This window comes from Mycoplasma anserisalpingitidis (assembly GCF_007859615.1).
Lineage (GTDB): Bacteria > Bacillota_I > Bacilli_A > Mycoplasmatales > Metamycoplasmataceae > Mycoplasmopsis > Mycoplasmopsis anserisalpingitidis.
This window is the reverse complement of the sequence record NZ_CP042295.1, coordinates 779599-800262: the sequence shown is the minus strand read 5'-3', so window position 1 is coordinate 800262 and position 20664 is coordinate 779599. Positions and strand designations below refer to the sequence as shown.

Here is a 20664-nt window from a genome sequence, read left to right as displayed (position 1 = left end):
TTTAGTTTTCTCAATCTACTCAAGTTAAAGTGTGATCTGAAATAGATCTAGCTTTTTTGATTATTATGTCTTCATTATTTTTAAATTCAGTAATTATTTTAGCATTTATTGCTGCATAAATATCATATTTAAATTCAAGTTCAGGATTATCTTCTTCAGTTATAAATTTAGTTGATTGAGCTGCCTTTACAAAGATTTTATCATATGGTTGAGATCAATATTTTGATGTGCCAAGACTTGTTTTATGTTTTTCCTCTTTATCTCCATAGACAGATAAATACCCATTATCAAACATAGGTTTGAATACTTGAATATTATTTAGTCTTATATTAGTATCACCAGCAAAAAGTAAACTGGAATCATCATCGATAGAATCAAAATAATTCATAACATTTATTAAGCCATATGCTTCAGTTAATTCGAAATTCCCTTGTGATTCACCTTTTATCAATCCTTTTTTATCATTTGTTTTATTTATATTAACTTCGCCACTTTTGATTTTAGCACCTGGGCTGTCGAGATGGTTAAAGACTACTGTTATATTTTTGTTTGTAGTTTTATTAATGAATTTCATTCCATAAGGAGTTCTAACATAATGACGTTTATCAGTTGAATCGTTATAATTTTCAACTTCGGGGTTAAATGAGTCACCAATTTTACCGTTTGTGAATCTAGCAGGTTCAAAAATTGATGATTTATATATAATACCTATTTGTTCAGATTGAGTAGGTTGGCTATTTTCTGTTGCTTCAGAAACAGGTTGTACATAAAATTTGTATGCAGCTCCTGGATTAATTTGATTAAGTTTATCTACAATAAAACTTATTGAATCACCTCTATTTAAATTTATTTCAGTTAAACCGACTATATCCATGTTTGCATCATTTATAATTGTAGCGATTCCATTAGATTTGTAATTAGGTTCAGTATTTGCGTAATTTAAAACGTTTCAGTGTCCTATTCTGAATCTATTATTATTTTTTTGTTTCGAAGCTTCAAACTTGCTTGTAGTTTCGTTAGTATTTGTGCTAGTTTCAATTTCTTCATCTGAAGTTGCAGAATTTAATTTTAAGGTAAAGCTGATTACATCACTCAATTTAACAACTTGATTTTCTTTTATTAGACAAAATTTACCAGTAAAATTTACTGTTTGTTCATTTTCATTAACTTCAAAATTAAAATATGTTCCGCCTTGATGTGTACCTTTAGTTTCAATTTGTTCAACATTTGAAAACACAATGTATTCATTTTGTTCATTTAACAAGTTTTTAGATATAAAGTCCTTAATTTGATTATTGAATTTTATTGATGAAGTTTTACCGATAGTTTTTGTAAAGCCAAAAGTATCAATATCTTTATAATAGATTTTTCTATATGCCGGAGTTGAACCCTTTTTGAATCTATCAAGTAGTTGTTGATAATCTTCTTGACTTAAACTTTTATTAAAAACACTAAAATCATTTTGTTTTACTAATTCTAGTATTTTGTTAAATTTATCATCTATACTCTTGGTTTCACTATCAACAGTTGCTATGTTATTTTCTTCACTCTTTTCTATTTGTATTATAAATTTAAATAAGTCACTTTGTTTAGTGATTTGACCTGATTGAACTAGAGTAAATTTACCTATAATTTCAACAGTTTTATTTTCTTTATCCAATTCAAAATTAAAGTATGAACCGCCTTTATAAGATCCACTTTTCTCGATTTGATCAACGTTTGCAAACGTTATATATTCATCTTCATCTTCATTTCCTAAATTAAACTCAATAAATTCTGAAATTTCAGAGTTAAAGTTTAAGCTAGTTATAGATCCAATAGTTTTTGTAAACCCAAAAGTATCTATATCTTTATAAATCATTTTTCTATATGTTTCAGTTGTGTTTGTATCATATCTTTGGACTATTGAATCAAAGTCTTTTTTTGTTAATTTTCCCTGAATAATCAAATTTGGTGAATTTTTAGCAAAATTCAACACTTTGTCAAATTGTTCTTCAATGTATGAAATTTCGTCAACTTCTTCTTCATCTAAATCTTCTTTTTCATTGGTATCTATTTCTGATTTATTTATTTTTTGTACTTGAATTTTATTTACTTGACCAAATATTATTTCTACATTCTTATCTTTTAGTTCATAACCATCTGGAATAAAAATTTTATAATTAATTGTTTCTAAGTTAAATGAAACTTTTTCAATAGTTTTAATTTCATCATTATTTTCATCAACAAAAACTAGTGAAGTTGTTTTGATTATAGGTTTAATCCTAAACACATTGTTGTTTTCCTTTATTATTTCAAAATCTTTAGTACTTATTTTGTTTTCAAGCATAAAAATGTGTAATTTTTCTTTGATTGTTTCTTTTTTATTTTCTACTTCATTAATTAAATAGTTTATATCATTGTAAATTATTGTTAAATCAACATAGGTTTTTCTTTTTATTTTTATTATGTTATCTTTATTTAAATCTAGTGTAAAATCTTCGGAAGCTAATTCTCAATTATGTGGAATAAATCGTGAAATATCAGCAACGTCTAATTCATTATCAATCACTTTAATACTAAATAAATCTTTATCTGTTTCAAAATCCCTTAAAGTTAAATATGTATTTTGATCGATTTTTTTCTCTATAACATAAGTATTTTCAGTATCTTTGTGTATTGAAAAACTTGAATCAACATTGTGCTCAATTTTAAATGATTCTAATGTTCTTAGGATATTATTGGGTTTGTTTGGAACGTTGAATTTATAAGAAACACCATTAAAAACAATCTCTAAATCTAATGTATCAATCTTTTTGAAATATAAGGTTATTTCATTTTCACTAAAAATAATTTTACTTGCAGGTTCAAAAGCTAAATCTTTAATATATTCAGTTAAATTTTTATTTTGAAGCTCGCTTTTTTCAATTCTCTCACTAAAAATTATTTCATCATCATCTACATTCTTAAAAATTAAATTAACAGATGTGTCAACTATTTTGTTTGTTTGATTTTCCGACTCTTTATTTTTATCTTCATTTTTGCTACTAGTACTAAAATTACATGAAGCAGCCAATGAAAAAATGCTTAAACTACTTGTTAAAATTACTAATTTACTAATCTTCTTCATAATATAATTAAAAACGAAAAAATACACTTATAAAATGGAAACTTAATAAAGTTTTGTGTGATATTGAAAAGTTAAAAAAATTAAAAAATTATGGCTAAATTTTAACTTTTTAAAATCATAAGAGTGGAAAACGTCCCACATTAACATTTTTAATAAGTGGAACATAAATTTTAAATTTAATATAATAAATAATAACTATGGAGGTTTTATGATAGAAGTTCAAAATTTATCCAAAATTTTTAGTGATAAAAAATTATTTGAAAACGTAAATATTAAATTTTTAGAAGGAAATACTTATGGAATAATTGGTGCTAATGGAGCAGGGAAAAGTACATTTCTAAAAATTTTATCAGGTGAGATTGAAGCAAGTGGTGGACAAATTATTATAGAAAAAAACAGAAGAATTTCTGTTCTTTCTCAAAACCATAATGCTTATGATGAAATGGATGTTACTGAAGTTGTTATTACTGGAAATAATGAGCTTTATGAGATTAAAGAACGTAAAGATGCTATTTACAATAACCCAGAAGCTACAATGGAAGACTATACTTTAGCAGGGAATTGGAAGAAAAATTTGGTGAACTTGGAGGATGAACTGCAGAAAATGATGCACAAGAATTGCTTGCAAATCTTTCTATTCCATCTGAAAAATGACATGTAAAAATGAAGGAATTAACAGCTAATCAAAAAATTAAAGTTTTATTAGCAAAAGCGCTTTTTGGGAATCCTGATATTTTAATTATGGACGAACCAACTAACCACCTTGACCTTAAAAGTATTAAATGACTTGAAAACTTTTTAATTGATTATCCTAATGTTGTTATTGTTGTATCTCACGACTCGGATTTTCTCGATGCAATTTGTACACACATTGTTGATATTGACTATAATGAAGCTAAAATGTATACAGGTAACTATTCATTCTGAAAACAAAGTAGTGAATTAGCTAGAGAGATGTTAAAACAATCTAATGTCAAAAAAGAAGCTCAAATTGAAAAACTTAAAGAATTTATTGCTCGTTTCAGTGCTAATGCATCTAAATCTAAACAAGCTACAAGTAGAAAAAAACTTCTTGACAAAATTACTTTAGATGAAATTAAACCTTCAAATAGAAAATATCCATATATTAAATGAGATATGAATAGAGATCATGGAAAACAAATTCTCAGTGTTGAAAATTTAACATACATTAACGAAAAAGGAGAAACTCTCTTTGAAAATGTTTCGTTCTCATTAAATCCAGGTGAAAAGATGGTTATCATTGGTGAAGACGACATTGCAAAAACAAGATTATTACAAATTCTTGTTGGTGAGTTGCAACCTACTTCCGGAACAGTAAGTTGAGGTCAAACAATTAAACATAGCTATTTCCCTAATGAAAACAGTAAATACTTTGAAAATGATGAAACAATTTTAGAATGAATTAGTAAATGACCTATAGAAAATTCAACTCAAGAAACTAAAGATAATAGTGACTCAAGAATGAGAGGTTTCTTAGGAAGAATGCTTTTTTCTAATGATACTGTATTTAAAAAAGTTAAAGTTACTAGTGGTGGAGAAAAAGCAAGATTGATGTTCAGTAGAATGATGCTACTTGAAAGCAATTTTATTATTTTAGATCAACCACTTGATCACTTAGATGCTGAAAGTATTGACTCAGTTATTGAGGGTGTTCAAAGTTACCGTGGTGGTGCAATTTTCACCACATACAACAGAGCATTTGTTAACCAATGTGCTAATGTAATTTTAGAACTACAAAGTCCACAAAAAAGCTTCTTATTCAGAGGAACTCTTGAAGAATATGACGAAGCTATGGGATATTAGTCATACATGAATATAAGTCACACAATAGTGTGATTTTTTGTTTCACATTTTATTCCATAAATTGGGAAATATTTACCAATTATCTTTATTTGATTATTCTGTAGAAATGTTTTCACTTAAAAGGTTAAAGATTAAGATAAAATTTAAATATATAAAAGATATTAAGGCGGTTAAATGAGAAAAAACTTTTTATTATGCACTTTACTTAGTGAATCAGCAATGACAGCTTGTTTTGGAGTTGATATTAACACAAAAATATTTGTAAATTAAAATGATTTAGCAATTATGGAATCTATTGGATATAATGAAAAAATAAAACTAAATAACACAAATGATTATTATATTTGTAATTATGGTTGAAGTGGTTTTGAAAAAGTGTTCTTAATGTCTCCTATTTTCGGATCTGTTAACTTTTTAAAAATTGGTAATTAATAATGAGAAAAGATATTATTGTAAGATTTTGAACACTGTTTTTCATCCTATTAATATTTGTTTTTCTTATAATTCCTTATTTGAATTATTCGACAACCCAAAACAATTTCGGAGATAGAATTATTGAATATAATTTTGCTTTTAATTTTAGCAATAAATCATTTGGACAATTCCTATTAAATATATTCTCAATACTTGAAATTAAGTACATATTTTATGTATGTTTATTATTAATATTCAACTTTCAAAAATTCAAAACAAAATTAAAAATTAGTCTTTTAATTATATTTATTTTCATCTTTTTAGGAACTTTAACTATAGGTATTTTACAAGTATTGTTTAGTAGCTATGCTTTAAATACTATTTTGATGATTATTTTTTCAGTGATAATATTTATATTAGTTTGTTTATATGCTTTAATAAAAAAACTATAATGTAAAGATAAATCAACTTTTATTTTGAAAGCGATTGAATTTTATTATGTTTGAACATAAGTCACACAATAGTGTGATTTTTTGTTCCATATTTGATTCCACAAATAACGCTTATTTATAGTTATTTACCCTTTTTTCTTTAGTCAAAAATTGAATTTATATAAAAAACAATATATTAATTTAAAATTTAAATAGTTGTATTAAGTAAGAGCTAAAGCAAGGTAGTTTTCTTTTTTAACATTTTGTAACTAGGAGGTTAAAATGAAAGAATTAATAGTTAAACTCAAAAGCCTGCAATCTCAAAAAATATATTGAACTATGTCAATTCTTATGATTGAGATTGTTTTGATTGTTTTTGCATTAAATGTAGGTGAAAAAACTATTATTAATTGAGGAATTTCCGAGATTTACATCTTTGTGTTTCTTTTGATATTTTTTATAGTATTAGGTGCACTTTTATACATTTTATTGTTTAATTATTTCGACAATAAAATAATAAAAATGGTTGAATCTGTAGGTTGAAATGAATTTAATTCATATTTAGTGGATTATAAACCACATCAATTGCACTATAACAGATACCTAGAGATATTTAATATATTAAAATACAAGAAAAAATATTTAAGTTATCAAAGTTGAATATGATTCGCAATTATTGAATTAGTCGCGATCTTTGCACTGGGAATTCGTTCAATTACACTAGCATTAAGTTATCTAAATAATAATTTAACATATTTTTTCATTATATTAATCGTATCAATTGCTTTAATTTGTTGACTTTGATTTTTGGCGTTAAAAGTATTTTCATCTAATAAAAAATTAAGAAATATTGGTTCAGTCGCTTTTGATGAATATATATTGGAATTAAGTGATAAAAATAAAACCGATTTGTAAGTGCAATTAACAGAAATTTATTTTTCTTTTTTATTATGCAACAATACAAATCGATTTAAAGTTTTGCTAATATAGTTTTATAAAAATACATTAAGGATGATAATTATGACAATTTTTAATGACAAAGAGAAAAAACAAAATAAGATTATAAGTATAATTTTCATTCTTTATATAATAACAATACCTTCGTTTGTGTTGTTGGTTGGACAAAGAGCGATTCATTTTTTGATCAATACAGAAACATCAAATGTTTAATTTATGATTGTAATTGATTTGGATAATTAATCTCTCTTCTGGTTTTAATTGTGTATAATTAATATGACCTCATTTCAAATTTAAGGGTTAAAAGAGAAACGGTGTTTGGTTTTGGTTAGTTTCTCTTTTTTATTTTACGTTTTTAGCTAAAAGGAAGGAATTGAAATAATATTATGTTGTTGATTTCTTACTAATTATTATTAACTTTATTTTTTACTTGAATTTCTTATATGTTATAATAAAAACGTTATTTTCAATACTATATTCATATTAAATAATTAAAAATAATGTAAAGGAAGATTATGAATCATTTAAATATTTTTGCATTGGGTGGTTTAGACGAAAACGGAAAAAACTGCTATATTTTAGAATTCAATGATGAAATTTATATTATTAATTCAGGAGCTAAAATACCAATTAATTCATCAAATGGTGTAGATACATTAATCCCAGATTTTACTTATTTGGAAAAAAACAAGGATAGAATTAAAGGAATTTTTATTTCTGATGTTAAAAATGATAGTTTTAGTGCTTTACCTTGATTAGCAATGAAATTGCCTAAAATTAAAATTTATTCAAGTCCATTCAACAAAATCATGATTTTAGAAAGATTAAGTAAATATTCTATAAATCCTGAAAATGTCGAAGTTATTTCATTTAATAAAGAAGAAAAAGTAGGTAGTTTAACAGTTAAACCAATTATTGTTGCTGGTAGTTTACCAGGTTCAATTGGTTTTGATTTTATCACTCCTGATGGAGATATAATTTTCTTATTTAACTATGTTAAAGGCGATTTAGGAATTTATGGAAATACTAATTTTGATGAAATTAAAAGTAATATAAATAATAGAAATGTTATTGCAATAGTTACTGACGCTGGTCGTTCAAATCACAAAGGTTATGCGATTGAAAAAATTAAATTGCCATTAAATTTAATCGAAGATTTCGAAAAAGCACTTCCAAATCAAAGAATAATTGTAGGTGCCTATGATGAAGAAATGGTTTCACTACACCAAATTCTTGATTTAGCTAAAAAACACAATCGTCCAGTTATCCCTTACGGAAAAACTTATGGGCAATTACTTTATTTAATCAAACAAGTTAAACCGGATTTAGAATTACCAACAATTCTTGATTATCGTTCATTAAACAAACACGAAAATGCAGTTATTTTAATTACTGGTGCTGTTGAAAGGCTTTACAATCGTTTTTTAAGAATTACTGATAATAAAGATGTATTATTAAAACTCAAACCAACTGATAAGGTTATTATGATGGCTCCACCAGTTAATGGACTTGAATCCTTGCAAGCGGTTTGTTTAGATGAAGTAGCAAGAATTACTCCACAAATTACCGATGCTTCTGACAAAGATTATTTTTTCCATAGACCAATTCAAAACGATATTATCGATTTAGTTGAAAAGTTAAATCCAAAATATATAATTCCAGTTCAAGGACTTTACAGACACCTTGTAGATATTTCAAATGCATTAGCTGAATACAAAGGAACTAAAAAAACTAAATCTTTAATTTTACAAAATGGAAAGATAGCTCATTTTATTGATGGAGTTTTATTTAGTCAAAATGGAAAAATTAAAAATGTTGGTGATACTATAATCGATGGTTTCGATGTAGGAAATATCTCTAGTGAAGTAATCAATGAAAGAGAGTTACTTGGGCGTGATGGATTAATTTTAGTAGTTTTACATTTTAATTCAAAAACTAAAGAAATTAGCAATGATATGAAAATTGAATTTGTTGGTGTTATAGGTAAAGATGAAAAAGTTGAAACAACAAATTATGTAAAAGAGATTATTTCTGATGTTGTTGAAAACGAAGTATTTAAAGGTATTAAAGATTTACAGGAAAGACTTAGAAAGGTAATCCGCAAAAAAATATTTAAGTTAACTGATAAGGAACCTTTAATTGCTGTTTCTTTCACTATTTTATAGATTAGAGTAGCCAAGCTACTTTTTTATTATCAAATAATCTATATTAAATTAAATTTGTTTATAATTTAGACATGATTAAAAATAGACTAAAATTTGAAAACTATTCATATTTGGAAGAAAAAAGAAGAACTAAAATTTCTTCTCTTTTTAGGTTATTCAAAAATAGAAAAGTTTTTAATGAACTAGATATTCCTTATGTAGAACAATTAAATGAAAATAATAGGATTCTAACTAAAAAATTAAACCTAAAATGACATATTTTAAGTTTAGTAATCATTTTTTTACTATTTGCATATGCATTAATAGCTTCGATTGTTGAAGGATGATTTTTCTTGGATATTTATAAATATTCTATAGGTATGTACTTTGGAAATTCTTTTGTTATTTTACTAGTTTTAAGTGCCACTTGAGTGATAACAAAGTTAGTTCTAAATAAGAAAAGTGAACGTGCTTTTACATTATTTTCGCGGATTAGAAAAGTGAATGTTATTACACTTTTAGGAATTATTAGAAAAATTTTAATTTTATTATTTTTCATTTTAACTCTTGGTGAGCATATAATTCTTCATTTCATCTATAACTGATCTTTTGACTTTAATATCGGTTCAGTTAATTTATATAAACATGGATGATATTACATTTCAGGTTCAAATGTAGATTATCCAAATTCATTAAATAATATCGGAATGTTACTCGACTCCATTTACAATATTTTTTACTACATCTCTGTTTCAAGTATACTCCCAATTATTATTTGAATATTCTTAGTGGCATTTTTATTCATTCAAGCTATTCTAGTAGAACCTAAAAAAATATGAAAAGTTTACATGAGTAAAGGTAATTCACTTGAAAGTGTTAAAGAATATATGAATAGTCGTCAAAGTGTTTTTGTTGTTACTAAAGGTGTGCAATTGTATTTTTACACTATGATGATTATTAAAGGATTAATCACTGATAAATTAGATGCAATTAATTTTGCTGAATTGAAAATTAGAGTTATTGAAAAAACTATTGATGGCAAAAAAACTAAAGCTACAATTGATCTTAAAAGTGTAAGAAACAAATTTGTTAACTTAGAAAACGAGAGAAAAACTGATTTTGATCAAATTATCATAAAAGAAAACGAGTTTGTTGTTAATCAAACAATTAATGATAAACTTTCTAAAAAAACTAAAGAAAATCAAAAAGAACAACAAGAAAGTAGTTCGATTAGTAATACAAATAATCAAGAATATATAGTTAACACAAATTCATCAAATGCTTATGAAACGGGTTCTAATAATGTTCAAGAAAATATGTTTGAAGATATTTATGAAGAACCAGCAAGTTATAATTCAACTTATGAAGACGCTTATGTTATAAGAGAAAATCAACCTAAAGTCACTACTAACGCAAGTAATTTACCTTCTCAAAGCATTAAAGACGTTAAATCTGAACAAGTAATTAAAAATAGCACAAATCAAAAACCTAATCCAACTATTGAAGATGAAGATGAATTAGAAAGAGAAAAATTATTCAAGGAACTTGATGAATTCCTTGAATCGGTTGCTCCTAAAGATAAGAGGTAATCATGTTTAAAGAACTAATGTGAAATGAAGCTGAAAACAAAATAGCGAGCACAAAAGATATTGTATTTTTTGTTGAATTCACTACAAAATGATGCAATGACTGTAAGGTAATGAAACCTATTGTGGACTCACTTGCTGAACAATATAGCGAAGATGCAAATATTCAATTTATTAAAATTGATGCAGAAGATTCTGAACTTTTTAGAAACTACACAAATAAGTTACAAATCCTCAAAGTTCCAACACATATGATTTTCTTAAATAATGAAATTATTAATAAAGGTTATGAATATTGACCTAAAGAAATATTAAACTCATGAATTGAAAAAGCATTATCTCTTATTGAAAAAGAGAAAATAGATTATTAAGACAAACATCTAAAAAACATTTTTCACCTATTTTATAGGTGATTTTTTTATATATTTTTGCTAAATTAAAAGGTTTTTATCGTGATTAAAACAAATTAGATATCTTTGACTGCTCAAAAGTGAAAATTAATTTCATAGTATCTCTTATCTAAAAAATAAACTATAATATATAAGTATAAATTTAGGAGGAATTATTTTATGAAAAATAAATTAATATTAGGAGTTTCTGGAGCCTTAACAATGACTTCGTTTATTGCTTTATCAGCTTCATGCGATAGCTCTAGCAAAACAGAAAAACCAAAGGAAGATTCAAGTACAAATCCATCGAATCCAAATGCAGGAGGAAATGGTTCAGTTTTTGACGTGGATTATAATGTTAATGATGAGTTTGTTCCTATTGCTAATAAAAACAACTCAGCGGTTGCTGGATATTATGATCAAAATAGTGATAAAATAAAAATTGGTGTGGCTTGATCAAAAGGTGGTAACCGATTTAAAATTTTAAAGGCATTAATTGAATATTATAATGCTCATGTAAAATCTACAAGTGACAAAGAAATTCAACTTGACAATATCGGTTCTGGTTATACTGAAGGTGGAAAAAAAGTTGATAACTTTTTAAGCAGTCATGATGCTACAGGATCATATAACTTAATTTTTAACTATTCACCTAATGCAGCTAAATTAGCTGAAAAAGGTATGTTGCTTAACTTTAGAGATAAAGAAGAAGAATTTGATTTAAAGAAAACTTACTTTGATAAAAACTTCACTAAGGTTAGTGATAATGTTGAACACATTCAATATCCTAATGGATTCTGAGTTGTTCCAGGTTTCAAGAGTATAAATACTTTATCAATTAATCAACCTGTTTTAGCTTATATTCTTAAAAATATGGTTGAAAATGGTGCTACAGTTGATAAAGATTTTGAAGAGCTATATAACAAAATTCTTAAAGCTGGTTCTGCTGATGAAAAAGGTGTTGAACAAATATGAGGAACAACTGTATCAAATGTTAAGGACCTTGTTAAAGGTTATGTAATTAAAACCACATTTTTAACACAATATCAACAAATGTTACATTTCTCAGAAATTGCACAAAAAATGTTTACAAATTCTTCTAAAAATAACACAGGTCTTCATGTAATGGGGATTGATGATGCAGCGGGAGTTTTTAATCAATCGATGTATTCGCATGGTTTAATTACTGATATGAATGAAGATGGACTTCACAAACTTGGTAAAGATAAAGGTGTTACAAAAGTTTTATTTAACAACATCAATAAAAACGATACTACAAAAAGAGCAGCTGAAGAAATTTTCAACTCAATCAAAAGTGCTCTTGAAGCAAATGGTTTAAAACTTTATGGTGATGGTGCTTACGCTTCAAAAGATCAAGTTTACCACAAAATGGCTTTTTCAATTGGTTCAAGTGCAGGATACTCAAACAACTACAACAATGCTGAAAAACCATTATTCTTCCAAGCTAGCTTAAGTGCAGGAGACATTGAATTAGCTCTCACAAAAAATAATGTTTATAAACTTAATACTAGTGTTTCTGAAAAACATCAAAATAAAGGTGTAAAAACATACATTTCAAAAAAAAACAATTTAATTTTCAGTTATTCAGCAAATGTAAATGAAAATGAAGTTAGCGGATATGATTATAAATTTGCGTCGCAAGAAGATGAAGAATTATTTGTAAAAAATCAAAAATTAATCGATGCGAACAGAATTCTTTTAATTAGTGATGATAATGCATCAAAAACAGCTGAATTAGAAAAAGTACTTAGAGCTTTAGAAGTTAATGCAAGTAATCAAGTAGCATATTTAGGAAAAGTTGAAAGTATTAAAACAAAAGGAAGATTCGTTTACTTTATTGGATTTAAGGGTGAATCTACAGATGATGGTGATTTAAAAGCTTCTGAAATTGGAACACTTAATTTATTGGATTCTAAAAATAAATTACTTCAAGTAATTGAAGCATCAGGAGAAAAAATCTTAAGTAAATCAGAATTATTAGTTATGTCTACTCCATTGAAATGAAATGATTCTTCATCAAGATCAATTGTTTATACACAAGGTCCATCAATTATCGGAATTCATGGAACTACCGAAGATGACAAACAAACCAAAAAATTCGTTAAATGACTTTTAACTTCAACCGATAAATTCATTTTAGATAATACTAATGATTTTAGTGAGAGTCTTAAAGATTTCTTTGCTAAAGAACATACAGCGGTTGAATATATTCAATATGTTGCTAACTACTTTATTCCTACAGCTAACTTCAAAGAATTACCAAATAATCAATTTGGTACAAATGCTGCTTTAAATGTTTCATTACAAATGTTCAAAAACGCTGCTTTAAATGGTGATGTGTTTATTTTCGAAGAACCAGGAGCAACATTATCAGAAAAATTTAGATCTCAAATTATTTCGCAATTCAAAACTGTTCAAAATAAAATTGAACAAGGTAAATCGAATGAAATTGACTTTGTTAACGATTTCGTAAATCAATTAAATCCTGAAAAATAACATTTTAATAAAAATATAATTTCTTATTTATAGGAAATTGTATTTTTATAAAGAAAGAAAATAAATGTTTAAGAAAAAATACAAACTATTGTCTTCATTTATTAGTGTACCACTGGTAGTTTCCGCAATTACATTATCTGCTTCATGCGATGGTTCAAAAAAAGATGAGAATCCTATTGATACTAAACCAAGCATTCCCGAAACAAATGATAATTTAATAAAACCATTTAAACTTGTTTTAAATACAGATGAAAGTGGAACGCTTGGGATGTTTAAAGATGAGAACAATAGAACAATTTCAAGAATAGATATACAAAATTTAATTGATAAAAAACTAAAAGACATTGTTAACAATCATGTTGCAAATGTTAAAAGCAACAAAATATTTAATTCATGAAGTGAATTTGACTTTGAAAATAAATTAGGTTATTCGCTAAAAGAAATGTGGCCAGATTTAAAAATTGAGTTTGTTGGTGATGAACTTAAATTAGATGAACCTCGGCAATTATATTTGAATATTGTTAGTGAAATAAGCTACCCTGATACTGACACTGTAATTAAATCATTCGGCAAAAACACTTCTTCCTTAAAAGACATTAAACAAACATTAAGATTTCAAATTGTTTTTAGAAGTGGTTCTAAAATAGTAGTTATTAGAAACACAGACTTTCTTATTGATCTAGTGCAAGAGAAGTCGTTTAAGTCTATTGCTGAAGTTGAGAATTCAGCTTTAGGACAAGAAAAATTCAAACCAGTTAATATTGATTGAAATAGTGAAATTTATAAACCATTAGTTATGAGAGGAAAAATTGTTTCTGTTTCTGATGGTGATACAGCAACAATTAAACTTACTGAAGTGCCAACTAAATTCGAAGAAACTTATTCTATAGGTTCGGAATATAAAGTTAGAATAGCATCAATAGATACACCTGAAAAAGCTGTTGGTTCTGGTTCAAGTTCAGTGAAATCAAAACCATTTGAATATACTTTTGCCGAATGATCAACAAAGTTTGCTGAAGAGAATTTAATGGGTCAAGATGTAGTGTTTTGATCTAATGGTGAAGAAGACGCTTATAAAAGATTAGTTGGAGATTTATTTATAAACAAAAAAGATGAACCAAATGGTAATTATCAATATTCTTATTCAGCTGAAATTGTAAGAGCAGGATTGACATTACCTTATGATACAGAATCAGAGAATTTTCGTTCAACATATCAAAGTGATAAAACAGCATATAAAACCAAAATTTATCCAATAATAGCTGAAGCTGCTGAAGAGGCATTTATAAACCAAAATGGTTTCTATAAGTTTGTAAGTAATCCATTTGGAATACAAAAAACTATATATAGAAATAAAGAAAATTCTGGTTGAGATTTATTTTTCCGTCGTTCAGTGTTCACTAACCGCGGAGATTTATTTGAAATCCAACCCAAAATGCCATTTAGTATCTTAGATTGAATTAAAGAATTAGAAAATAACAAGGAAAAATAGTAATGGAAAAACAACAAAATATTAAAAATAAATACTCAATGTCTTTACTAACTGAAGAACAAATTGAAATTATTGAAAAACTTTCTGAAGATTCTGATAATAGAGATCAAGGGGAAATTCCTGCAATCGAACTTAAAAACTTATACATAGATTTTGGTGAAACATTGGCCGTTGATGATGTTAGTTTTAAGATTCCAGAAGGAAAATTAGTTACACTTCTTGGGCCATCAGGTTCTGGTAAGTCTACTACATTAAATGCTATAGCTGGACTTCTTACACCAACATCAGGTAAAATTTTATTCAGAGGAAAAGATGTTACTAGCTTTTCACCACAAAAAAGAAAACTTGGTTTTGTGTTCCAAAACTACGCACTTTATCCACATATGTCTGTTTATGCAAATATAGCATTCCCTCTTAAAAATGACTCTGCTTGAAAAAACAATGTAGTTTTCAAAAAGAATTTAGCAAAAAATAAAATATTAGAAATCTATCTTAGAAAATTAGGGGCAACTAGCGAAGAAATTCAAGAACTTCACACAGCACATAAATGAACAAAAACTATTTCTGAAGAACTTACTTTTAGATTAAATAATATTAATGCTAAATTATCAAGCGAATTAGAAGTAGCACAAAGTAGATATAAATTAGTTTCTGTTCACGAAAATTCAGAATTATCAAAACTTGCAAAAGATATTCTTAAAAATCAATCATTAACTAAAAAAGAAACAAAACAAAAAATTAAGTTAGTTAAAGAAAAATTCAAGGAAAATAAAAACTCAGGATTAGTTCAATCTAATTTAACACATTCTGAAGTATTACAAAATCTTGATAAAAAATTATTGAAATTTAATCCATCAAAAAATATTGATGAAATCAAAAAACAAATCGAAAATGTTCAATCAGCTATTTTATCTTTAACATCGGTTGAATTTGATAATTTATTACTTTCTGAAAGAATTAAAGTAATTAAAGCAGAAGGTAAACTTATTTCACTTGTAATGAAATATAAATACCAAATTAATTCTTTAAAAATTAGAGAAAAATACAAAGAAAAAAAAATAGTTGAGAAAAACAATTATGAAAAAGCAAGAGTTGATTATAAATTGGCTTATGCTGAAAATGAAGAGTTAAAAACATTAAAATCTTACGATAAAACATTAGCAAAATTAGTAAGAAATAACTATAATCACGTTAAGAAAACTTTATTATCTAAGTATCCAACATTGGATAAAGTTATGAAAGAAGATGCTTCTCAAGGTCGTCAAATGTTAGACACAAATGAAAAAGAAGCTATCAAGGAATATACAAAAGACATTGTATCTATTCGTCAAGCAATTCATAATGAAGTTATGGAAGTTGCAAAACGTGTTGAAATAATTCCTATCCTTCAAAAGAAACCTACTCGTTTATCAGGTGGTCAACAACAACGTGTATCAATTGCACGTGCCATTGTTAAAAAACCTCAAATATTATTAATGGATGAACCTCTTTCAAACTTAGACGCGAAGTTACGTATTTCTACTCGTCAATGAATTCGTGAAATTCAGCAATCTCTTGGAATTACAACTGTTTTTGTTACACATGATCAAGAAGAAGCTATGAGTATTAGCGATATAGTTATCTGTATGTCTATGGCTAGAGTTCAACAAATGGGTTCACCAATGGAACTTTATAATAGACCTAAAAACCAGTTCGTCGCTAGATTTTTAGGGATGCCTGAAATGGGTCTATTCCCTGCTAAATATGAAAAAGGTGAAATTTATATCGATAAAACAGTTATATCAAATATCGATATTAAAGATAAAGAAAGTGCACAACTTAACATAGGTGTACGTTCAGAAGATTTTGAAATAGTTAAAACAAAATCTAGAGCTGACTTTATAGGTATAGTAAAAGTTGTTGAAAACTTTGGAAAAGAAAGTAAATTAATTGTTGACGTTCCAAATATCGGTAAAATTAATTTCTTACTTGATAATAGAATGCACTATGAATTAGGACAAGACATTTACTTCAATCTTCCAAAAGATAGACTTCACATTTTTGACGCAATAACTGAAGAGAGATTACAATATGAAGTTAAAAAGTAATTCTTCTTATGCAAAAATTGGTGAAAAATTTAAACCTTTATTTAACTGATCGCTTAGAAAACAATCAGTTTCAAAATCGAATGTATCAACAACAGTTTTAGATAAAAGAACTCCATTTTATGTTCCTTTTATTCTATTATTACCTGCTTTAATATTAATTTTCATGTTCACTATTGTTCCAATGATTTATAACATCATAAACTCATTTTCTGATAGTGTTACATTAAAATTCACACTTAAAAACTATATTCAAACTTTTTCATCATTAGAATATGCTATAGGTTTTAGAAACTCATTTATTTATGGAATTTTAGTTTTACCATTTGTTTTAATGATTTCTTTAGTTATTTCATCCGTTATAGCTAAACTTTATAGAAAATGAGCAAGAGGATTCTGACAAACAGTATTCTTTATGCCATATATTACTAATGGTGTTGCCATCTCACTTACATTTATTCAAGTTTTTGAACAAAAAGGTGTTTTAAACCAAATTATAGGTACTGACATCGCTTGATTAAAAGAGGGCTCACCGGATGGTTTTCATGCAGTTATTGCATTAATAATTAACGGAGTATGAAGTGGATTAGCATTTAATATTCTTATTTTTACTACAGCTATGCTTTCGGTAGATAAAAATTTATACCACTCAGCTTCAATTGACGGTACTGGAGGAGTAAAACAATTCTTCTCAATTACTTTACCATCGATCAAATCTACCATTAACTTTTTAATAACACTGGGAATAATTGGCGGAATTAAAGTTTTCCCACTTGCATTATTTGAGAATAAACCTACTGATGCTACAGCTAATGGTGCGTCAACATTGATGTTATACATCTATCAAAAAACTCAAGAAGGAAACATATATATTTCTGGAGCATCAAGTATAGCATTATTTATTATTGGAGTTACATTCTCATCAATCATACGTGGTGGATTCTTTGCGGCACAAACTACATTAAATTACTTAGGAGAAAGAAATGTTTGAGTTAAAGTTGAAATGACAAAACATACTAATAAAGAGACGCTTAAGAAAAAATAAAGAAAAAGTAAGCGGTCAAGTTAGAGAAAGCTCGTTATTTAATGTCGCATCTATTTCACTCCTTAAATTATTACTTTTATGTTTATTCGGTGTAATAATTTTATTCCCATTCTTCTTAATGATTTCATTTTCATTTTTCTCATGAGATGAAGCATTAAATCTAAAAAATGACTTTAGAATTTTACCTTCATTTAATGATTCAGACTTCAAGATAGATGGGAAAGACGTACCATTAACTTGAAGTGAAGGTATTAGATTTAACTATATGACTGCTATAAAAAATGAAGGTTATTGAACAGCAGTGTCAATAACAGGACTAAATGTTTTACTTTCAGTTGTACTTAAAGTATTTATCACAATTCTAATGGGATACGCTTTTTCCCTTAGAAACTGAAGAGGTAAAGAATTTGTTTGATTCTGTGCTTTAGCACTTCTAGTTTTACCTGAAGTAGCTCTTCTTTCTGGTCAATACAAGGTTGTTCGTGACACTCGTATGAACGAAACTACAGTAGGATTTTTATTCACAATCGCCTTACCATTCGTAGCTTCAATATTCAATGCAACTATGTACAAAAATGCTTTTGAATCAATTCCAGGCAGAATTAAAGAAGTTGCTTTGGTTGATGGAGCTGTTGGTGCTAAATATTTATTTAAGATTGCCATCCCTATGGTAACACCTACAACTTGAACTATTGTTATTCTTACAGCTATCGCTTCATGAAATACATATTTATGAGCCTCTATTGTAGTGTTTGGAGATAGTGATAATCTTAAAGTTGTTTCAGTTTGATTATTCAAAGCGGGTCTTGTTTATAATGGTGATGAACCAATGACACTTCAATCTATTAAAATGGCAGGTGCAATTCTCGTTAACATTCCTATGTTTATTGCATACTTTGTATTTAGAAAAAGAATTATGAATGCCGTTTCTAGACAAGGTTCAACAATTAAAGGATAATTTATGAAAAATTATAAAGTTAAAATTGTTATTTGAAGTGTTGTATTATTAGTTTCTATCATCGCTATTATTCTTTTATCAATTAATATTCATCAATTAAAAGAAACAATAGATTTATTCAACGTTGTTGAATTAGATTCTGAAATTCAAAGTACATATAAGCTTATTAGAGCATATAGTATAGGAGGGTTAGCATTTGCATTGATTCTATTTGTATTATCGAGTGTAATTACATACGCTGGTTTCAAATCGTGAAGATATGTTGAAATGTTTGGATAAAATGAAAAGAAAAATTAACAAACTTTGACTTCTATTGGGTGCAGTATCAGTTGCGTCAACACCAATTATGGCTAGCTCTTGTATATATGAAAATCACCCTTCAGTAATTTTTGCTAAGAACTTTATCAAATCAAATTACTGAAAAGATAATGCTAAGAATATTGAAAATAAAATTTCTGAAGAACTTTCAAAGACTGAAATTAGAAAGTTCTACGATGAAATAATGGCAAACATTAAATTGCAATCTACTTTTTCAGGTTACGATATTTTTACACCAAATAGCATTATTACTATTAATGTTACCACAAGAGATGAACAAGAAATTAATGCTTTATTAAAATCTATGGATTCAGTAGTACGAGCTGTACTTGAAGAAACTCCATTTTATGCATTATATTTGATGAATAAAAACTCAATATTAAAAAGAGAAAATAACAAAATAACATTTGATTATAAATCAAGTGAAGCAGTATTTAATTATATTCAAGCCTCTGATTTTATTCAATTACTAGATCTATATAAATCACAATCAGAAAAAAGTATTGAAAATGTATATAGAAATGTGGTTTTTGATTACATTAAAAATAAACCATTCAATTTCGATAAGTATAGTCCATACTATAATGAATACAAGAATAATATGTCGATAACTCACTCAATAGTTGCAGGATTAGGACCGCTGTATGTTCTTAATAATACAGACAAAGTTGGAAGAAAATCTGATGAAACTAAAGTTTTTGCTGAAGAACTTTCTAAAGATGATGAATTATCAGAAGAATTTATGAATTCACCAGTTGAATTTGTTGAGGATCATCCAGATTTACTTTATTACGATTCATATCATGGTGAAATTGATAGAACAAGAGAAGATATATATCTTCATGGTGTTGCTGCATCTGAACGTATGATCAAAGAAACACTAATTGAAATAGAAGAATTAACTGATCTTGCATTTAAGTATAGAGAATTAAAATCCGAAAATAGGTTAGAAGAAGCAAACAAAGCTAAAGAGGAAATGTTAAATTATATTAATAACAGTCAATATTTAAAACAATCTTACGAAAAACAAGTTGAATATGTTAAAGATAAAAAATCAAAAACAATTTCTAATATTTATCATTATGTTGAATTTTATGCACTTTCATTGTTCTTATTAGGTTATAAAAATATTGAATTAGTATCATTAGATTGACCTGAAAATACTGAATATAATGAATTTAATAAAACAAATTTAAGATATTTTGTAATTAAAATAAAAGATTCAAAAGGACAAACTAAATATCTTGATCCATATAGAGATTATATGAATTATTTCCAAGATAAACAATATGACTATGGTCAAGTTTATGACAATATCCCTGAAGGATTCACAATTTCAAGTGAATTCAAATAATGATTAAAATACAAGTTCTTTTAATAGGCTTGTATTTTATTT

Annotated in this window: 14 protein-coding genes; 13 read left to right on the top strand and 1 reads right to left on the bottom strand. The window is 26.6% G+C overall.

Annotated features, from left to right (window positions below; translation table 4 throughout):
* Position 1 precedes the first annotated feature (1 nt).
* A complete protein-coding gene (locus tag FRW55_RS03235) occupies positions 2-3109 on the bottom strand; it encodes an endonuclease/exonuclease/phosphatase family protein (RefSeq protein WP_146368704.1) in 3108 nt (1035 codons plus the stop codon).
* 208 nt (positions 3110-3317) lie between these two features.
* On the opposite strand from FRW55_RS03235, the gene FRW55_RS04225 reads away from it, so the two are divergent.
* The 13 genes from FRW55_RS04225 (at position 3318) to FRW55_RS03175 (ending at position 20622) form a co-directional block, all read left to right on the top strand.
* A complete protein-coding gene (locus FRW55_RS04225) occupies positions 3318-3770 on the top strand; it encodes an ATP-binding cassette domain-containing protein (RefSeq protein WP_336603148.1) in 453 nt (150 codons plus the stop codon).
* A complete protein-coding gene (locus FRW55_RS03230) occupies positions 3671-4933 on the top strand; it encodes an ABC-F family ATP-binding cassette domain-containing protein (RefSeq protein WP_336603147.1) in 1263 nt (420 codons plus the stop codon). Before FRW55_RS04225 ends, FRW55_RS03230 begins: the two co-directional genes overlap by 100 nt.
* Before the next feature lie 1127 nt (positions 4934-6060).
* Complete coding sequence (locus tag FRW55_RS03225; RefSeq protein WP_146368703.1) at positions 6061-6693, top strand: hypothetical protein; 633 nt, start codon at positions 6061-6063, stop codon at positions 6691-6693.
* Positions 6694-7250: 557 nt separating this feature from the next.
* Positions 7251-8900: an MBL fold metallo-hydrolase RNA specificity domain-containing protein gene (locus FRW55_RS03220; RefSeq protein ID WP_146368702.1), complete on the top strand. Its 1650-nt coding sequence runs from the start codon at positions 7251-7253 to the stop codon at positions 8898-8900.
* A 71-nt stretch (positions 8901-8971) separates the two neighbouring features.
* Positions 8972-10468 (top strand): hypothetical protein, encoded by a 1497-nt coding sequence (locus FRW55_RS03215; RefSeq protein WP_146368701.1) that lies wholly within the window; start codon positions 8972-8974, stop codon positions 10466-10468.
* Positions 10469-10470: 2 nt separating this feature from the next.
* Positions 10471-10836 (top strand): thioredoxin family protein, encoded by a 366-nt coding sequence (locus FRW55_RS03210; protein WP_146367594.1) that lies wholly within the window; start codon positions 10471-10473, stop codon positions 10834-10836.
* A gap of 198 nt (positions 10837-11034) precedes the next feature.
* The gene (locus tag FRW55_RS03205; RefSeq protein ID WP_146368700.1) at positions 11035-13371 is read left to right on the top strand and encodes a P68 family surface lipoprotein; all 2337 of its coding nucleotides are present in this window, start codon (positions 11035-11037) and stop codon (positions 13369-13371) included.
* A gap of 64 nt (positions 13372-13435) precedes the next feature.
* Entirely contained in the window at positions 13436-14863 is a 1428-nt protein-coding gene (locus FRW55_RS03200) for a thermonuclease family protein (protein ID WP_146368699.1), read from the top strand.
* 2 nt (positions 14864-14865) lie between these two features.
* Positions 14866-16950 carry an ATP-binding cassette domain-containing protein gene (locus FRW55_RS03195; RefSeq protein ID WP_146368698.1) on the top strand — a complete coding sequence of 695 codons (2085 nt, stop codon included), beginning with the start codon at positions 14866-14868 and terminating at the stop codon, positions 16948-16950.
* A complete protein-coding gene (locus FRW55_RS03190) occupies positions 16934-17992 on the top strand; it encodes a carbohydrate ABC transporter permease (protein WP_146368697.1) in 1059 nt (352 codons plus the stop codon). The genes FRW55_RS03195 and FRW55_RS03190 overlap by 17 nt, the downstream gene beginning before the upstream one ends.
* On the top strand, positions 17931-18950 hold the full coding sequence (locus FRW55_RS03185) for a carbohydrate ABC transporter permease (RefSeq protein ID WP_146368696.1): 1020 nt from the start codon (positions 17931-17933) through the stop codon (positions 18948-18950). Before FRW55_RS03190 ends, FRW55_RS03185 begins: the two co-directional genes overlap by 62 nt.
* A 3-nt stretch (positions 18951-18953) precedes the next feature.
* Positions 18954-19229 carry a hypothetical protein gene (locus tag FRW55_RS03180; RefSeq protein ID WP_146368695.1) on the top strand — a complete coding sequence of 92 codons (276 nt, stop codon included), beginning with the start codon at positions 18954-18956 and terminating at the stop codon, positions 19227-19229.
* Entirely contained in the window at positions 19222-20622 is a 1401-nt protein-coding gene (locus FRW55_RS03175; protein ID WP_162848291.1) for a hypothetical protein, read from the top strand. The genes FRW55_RS03180 and FRW55_RS03175 overlap by 8 nt, the downstream gene beginning before the upstream one ends.
* Positions 20623-20664: the final 42 nt, after the last annotated feature.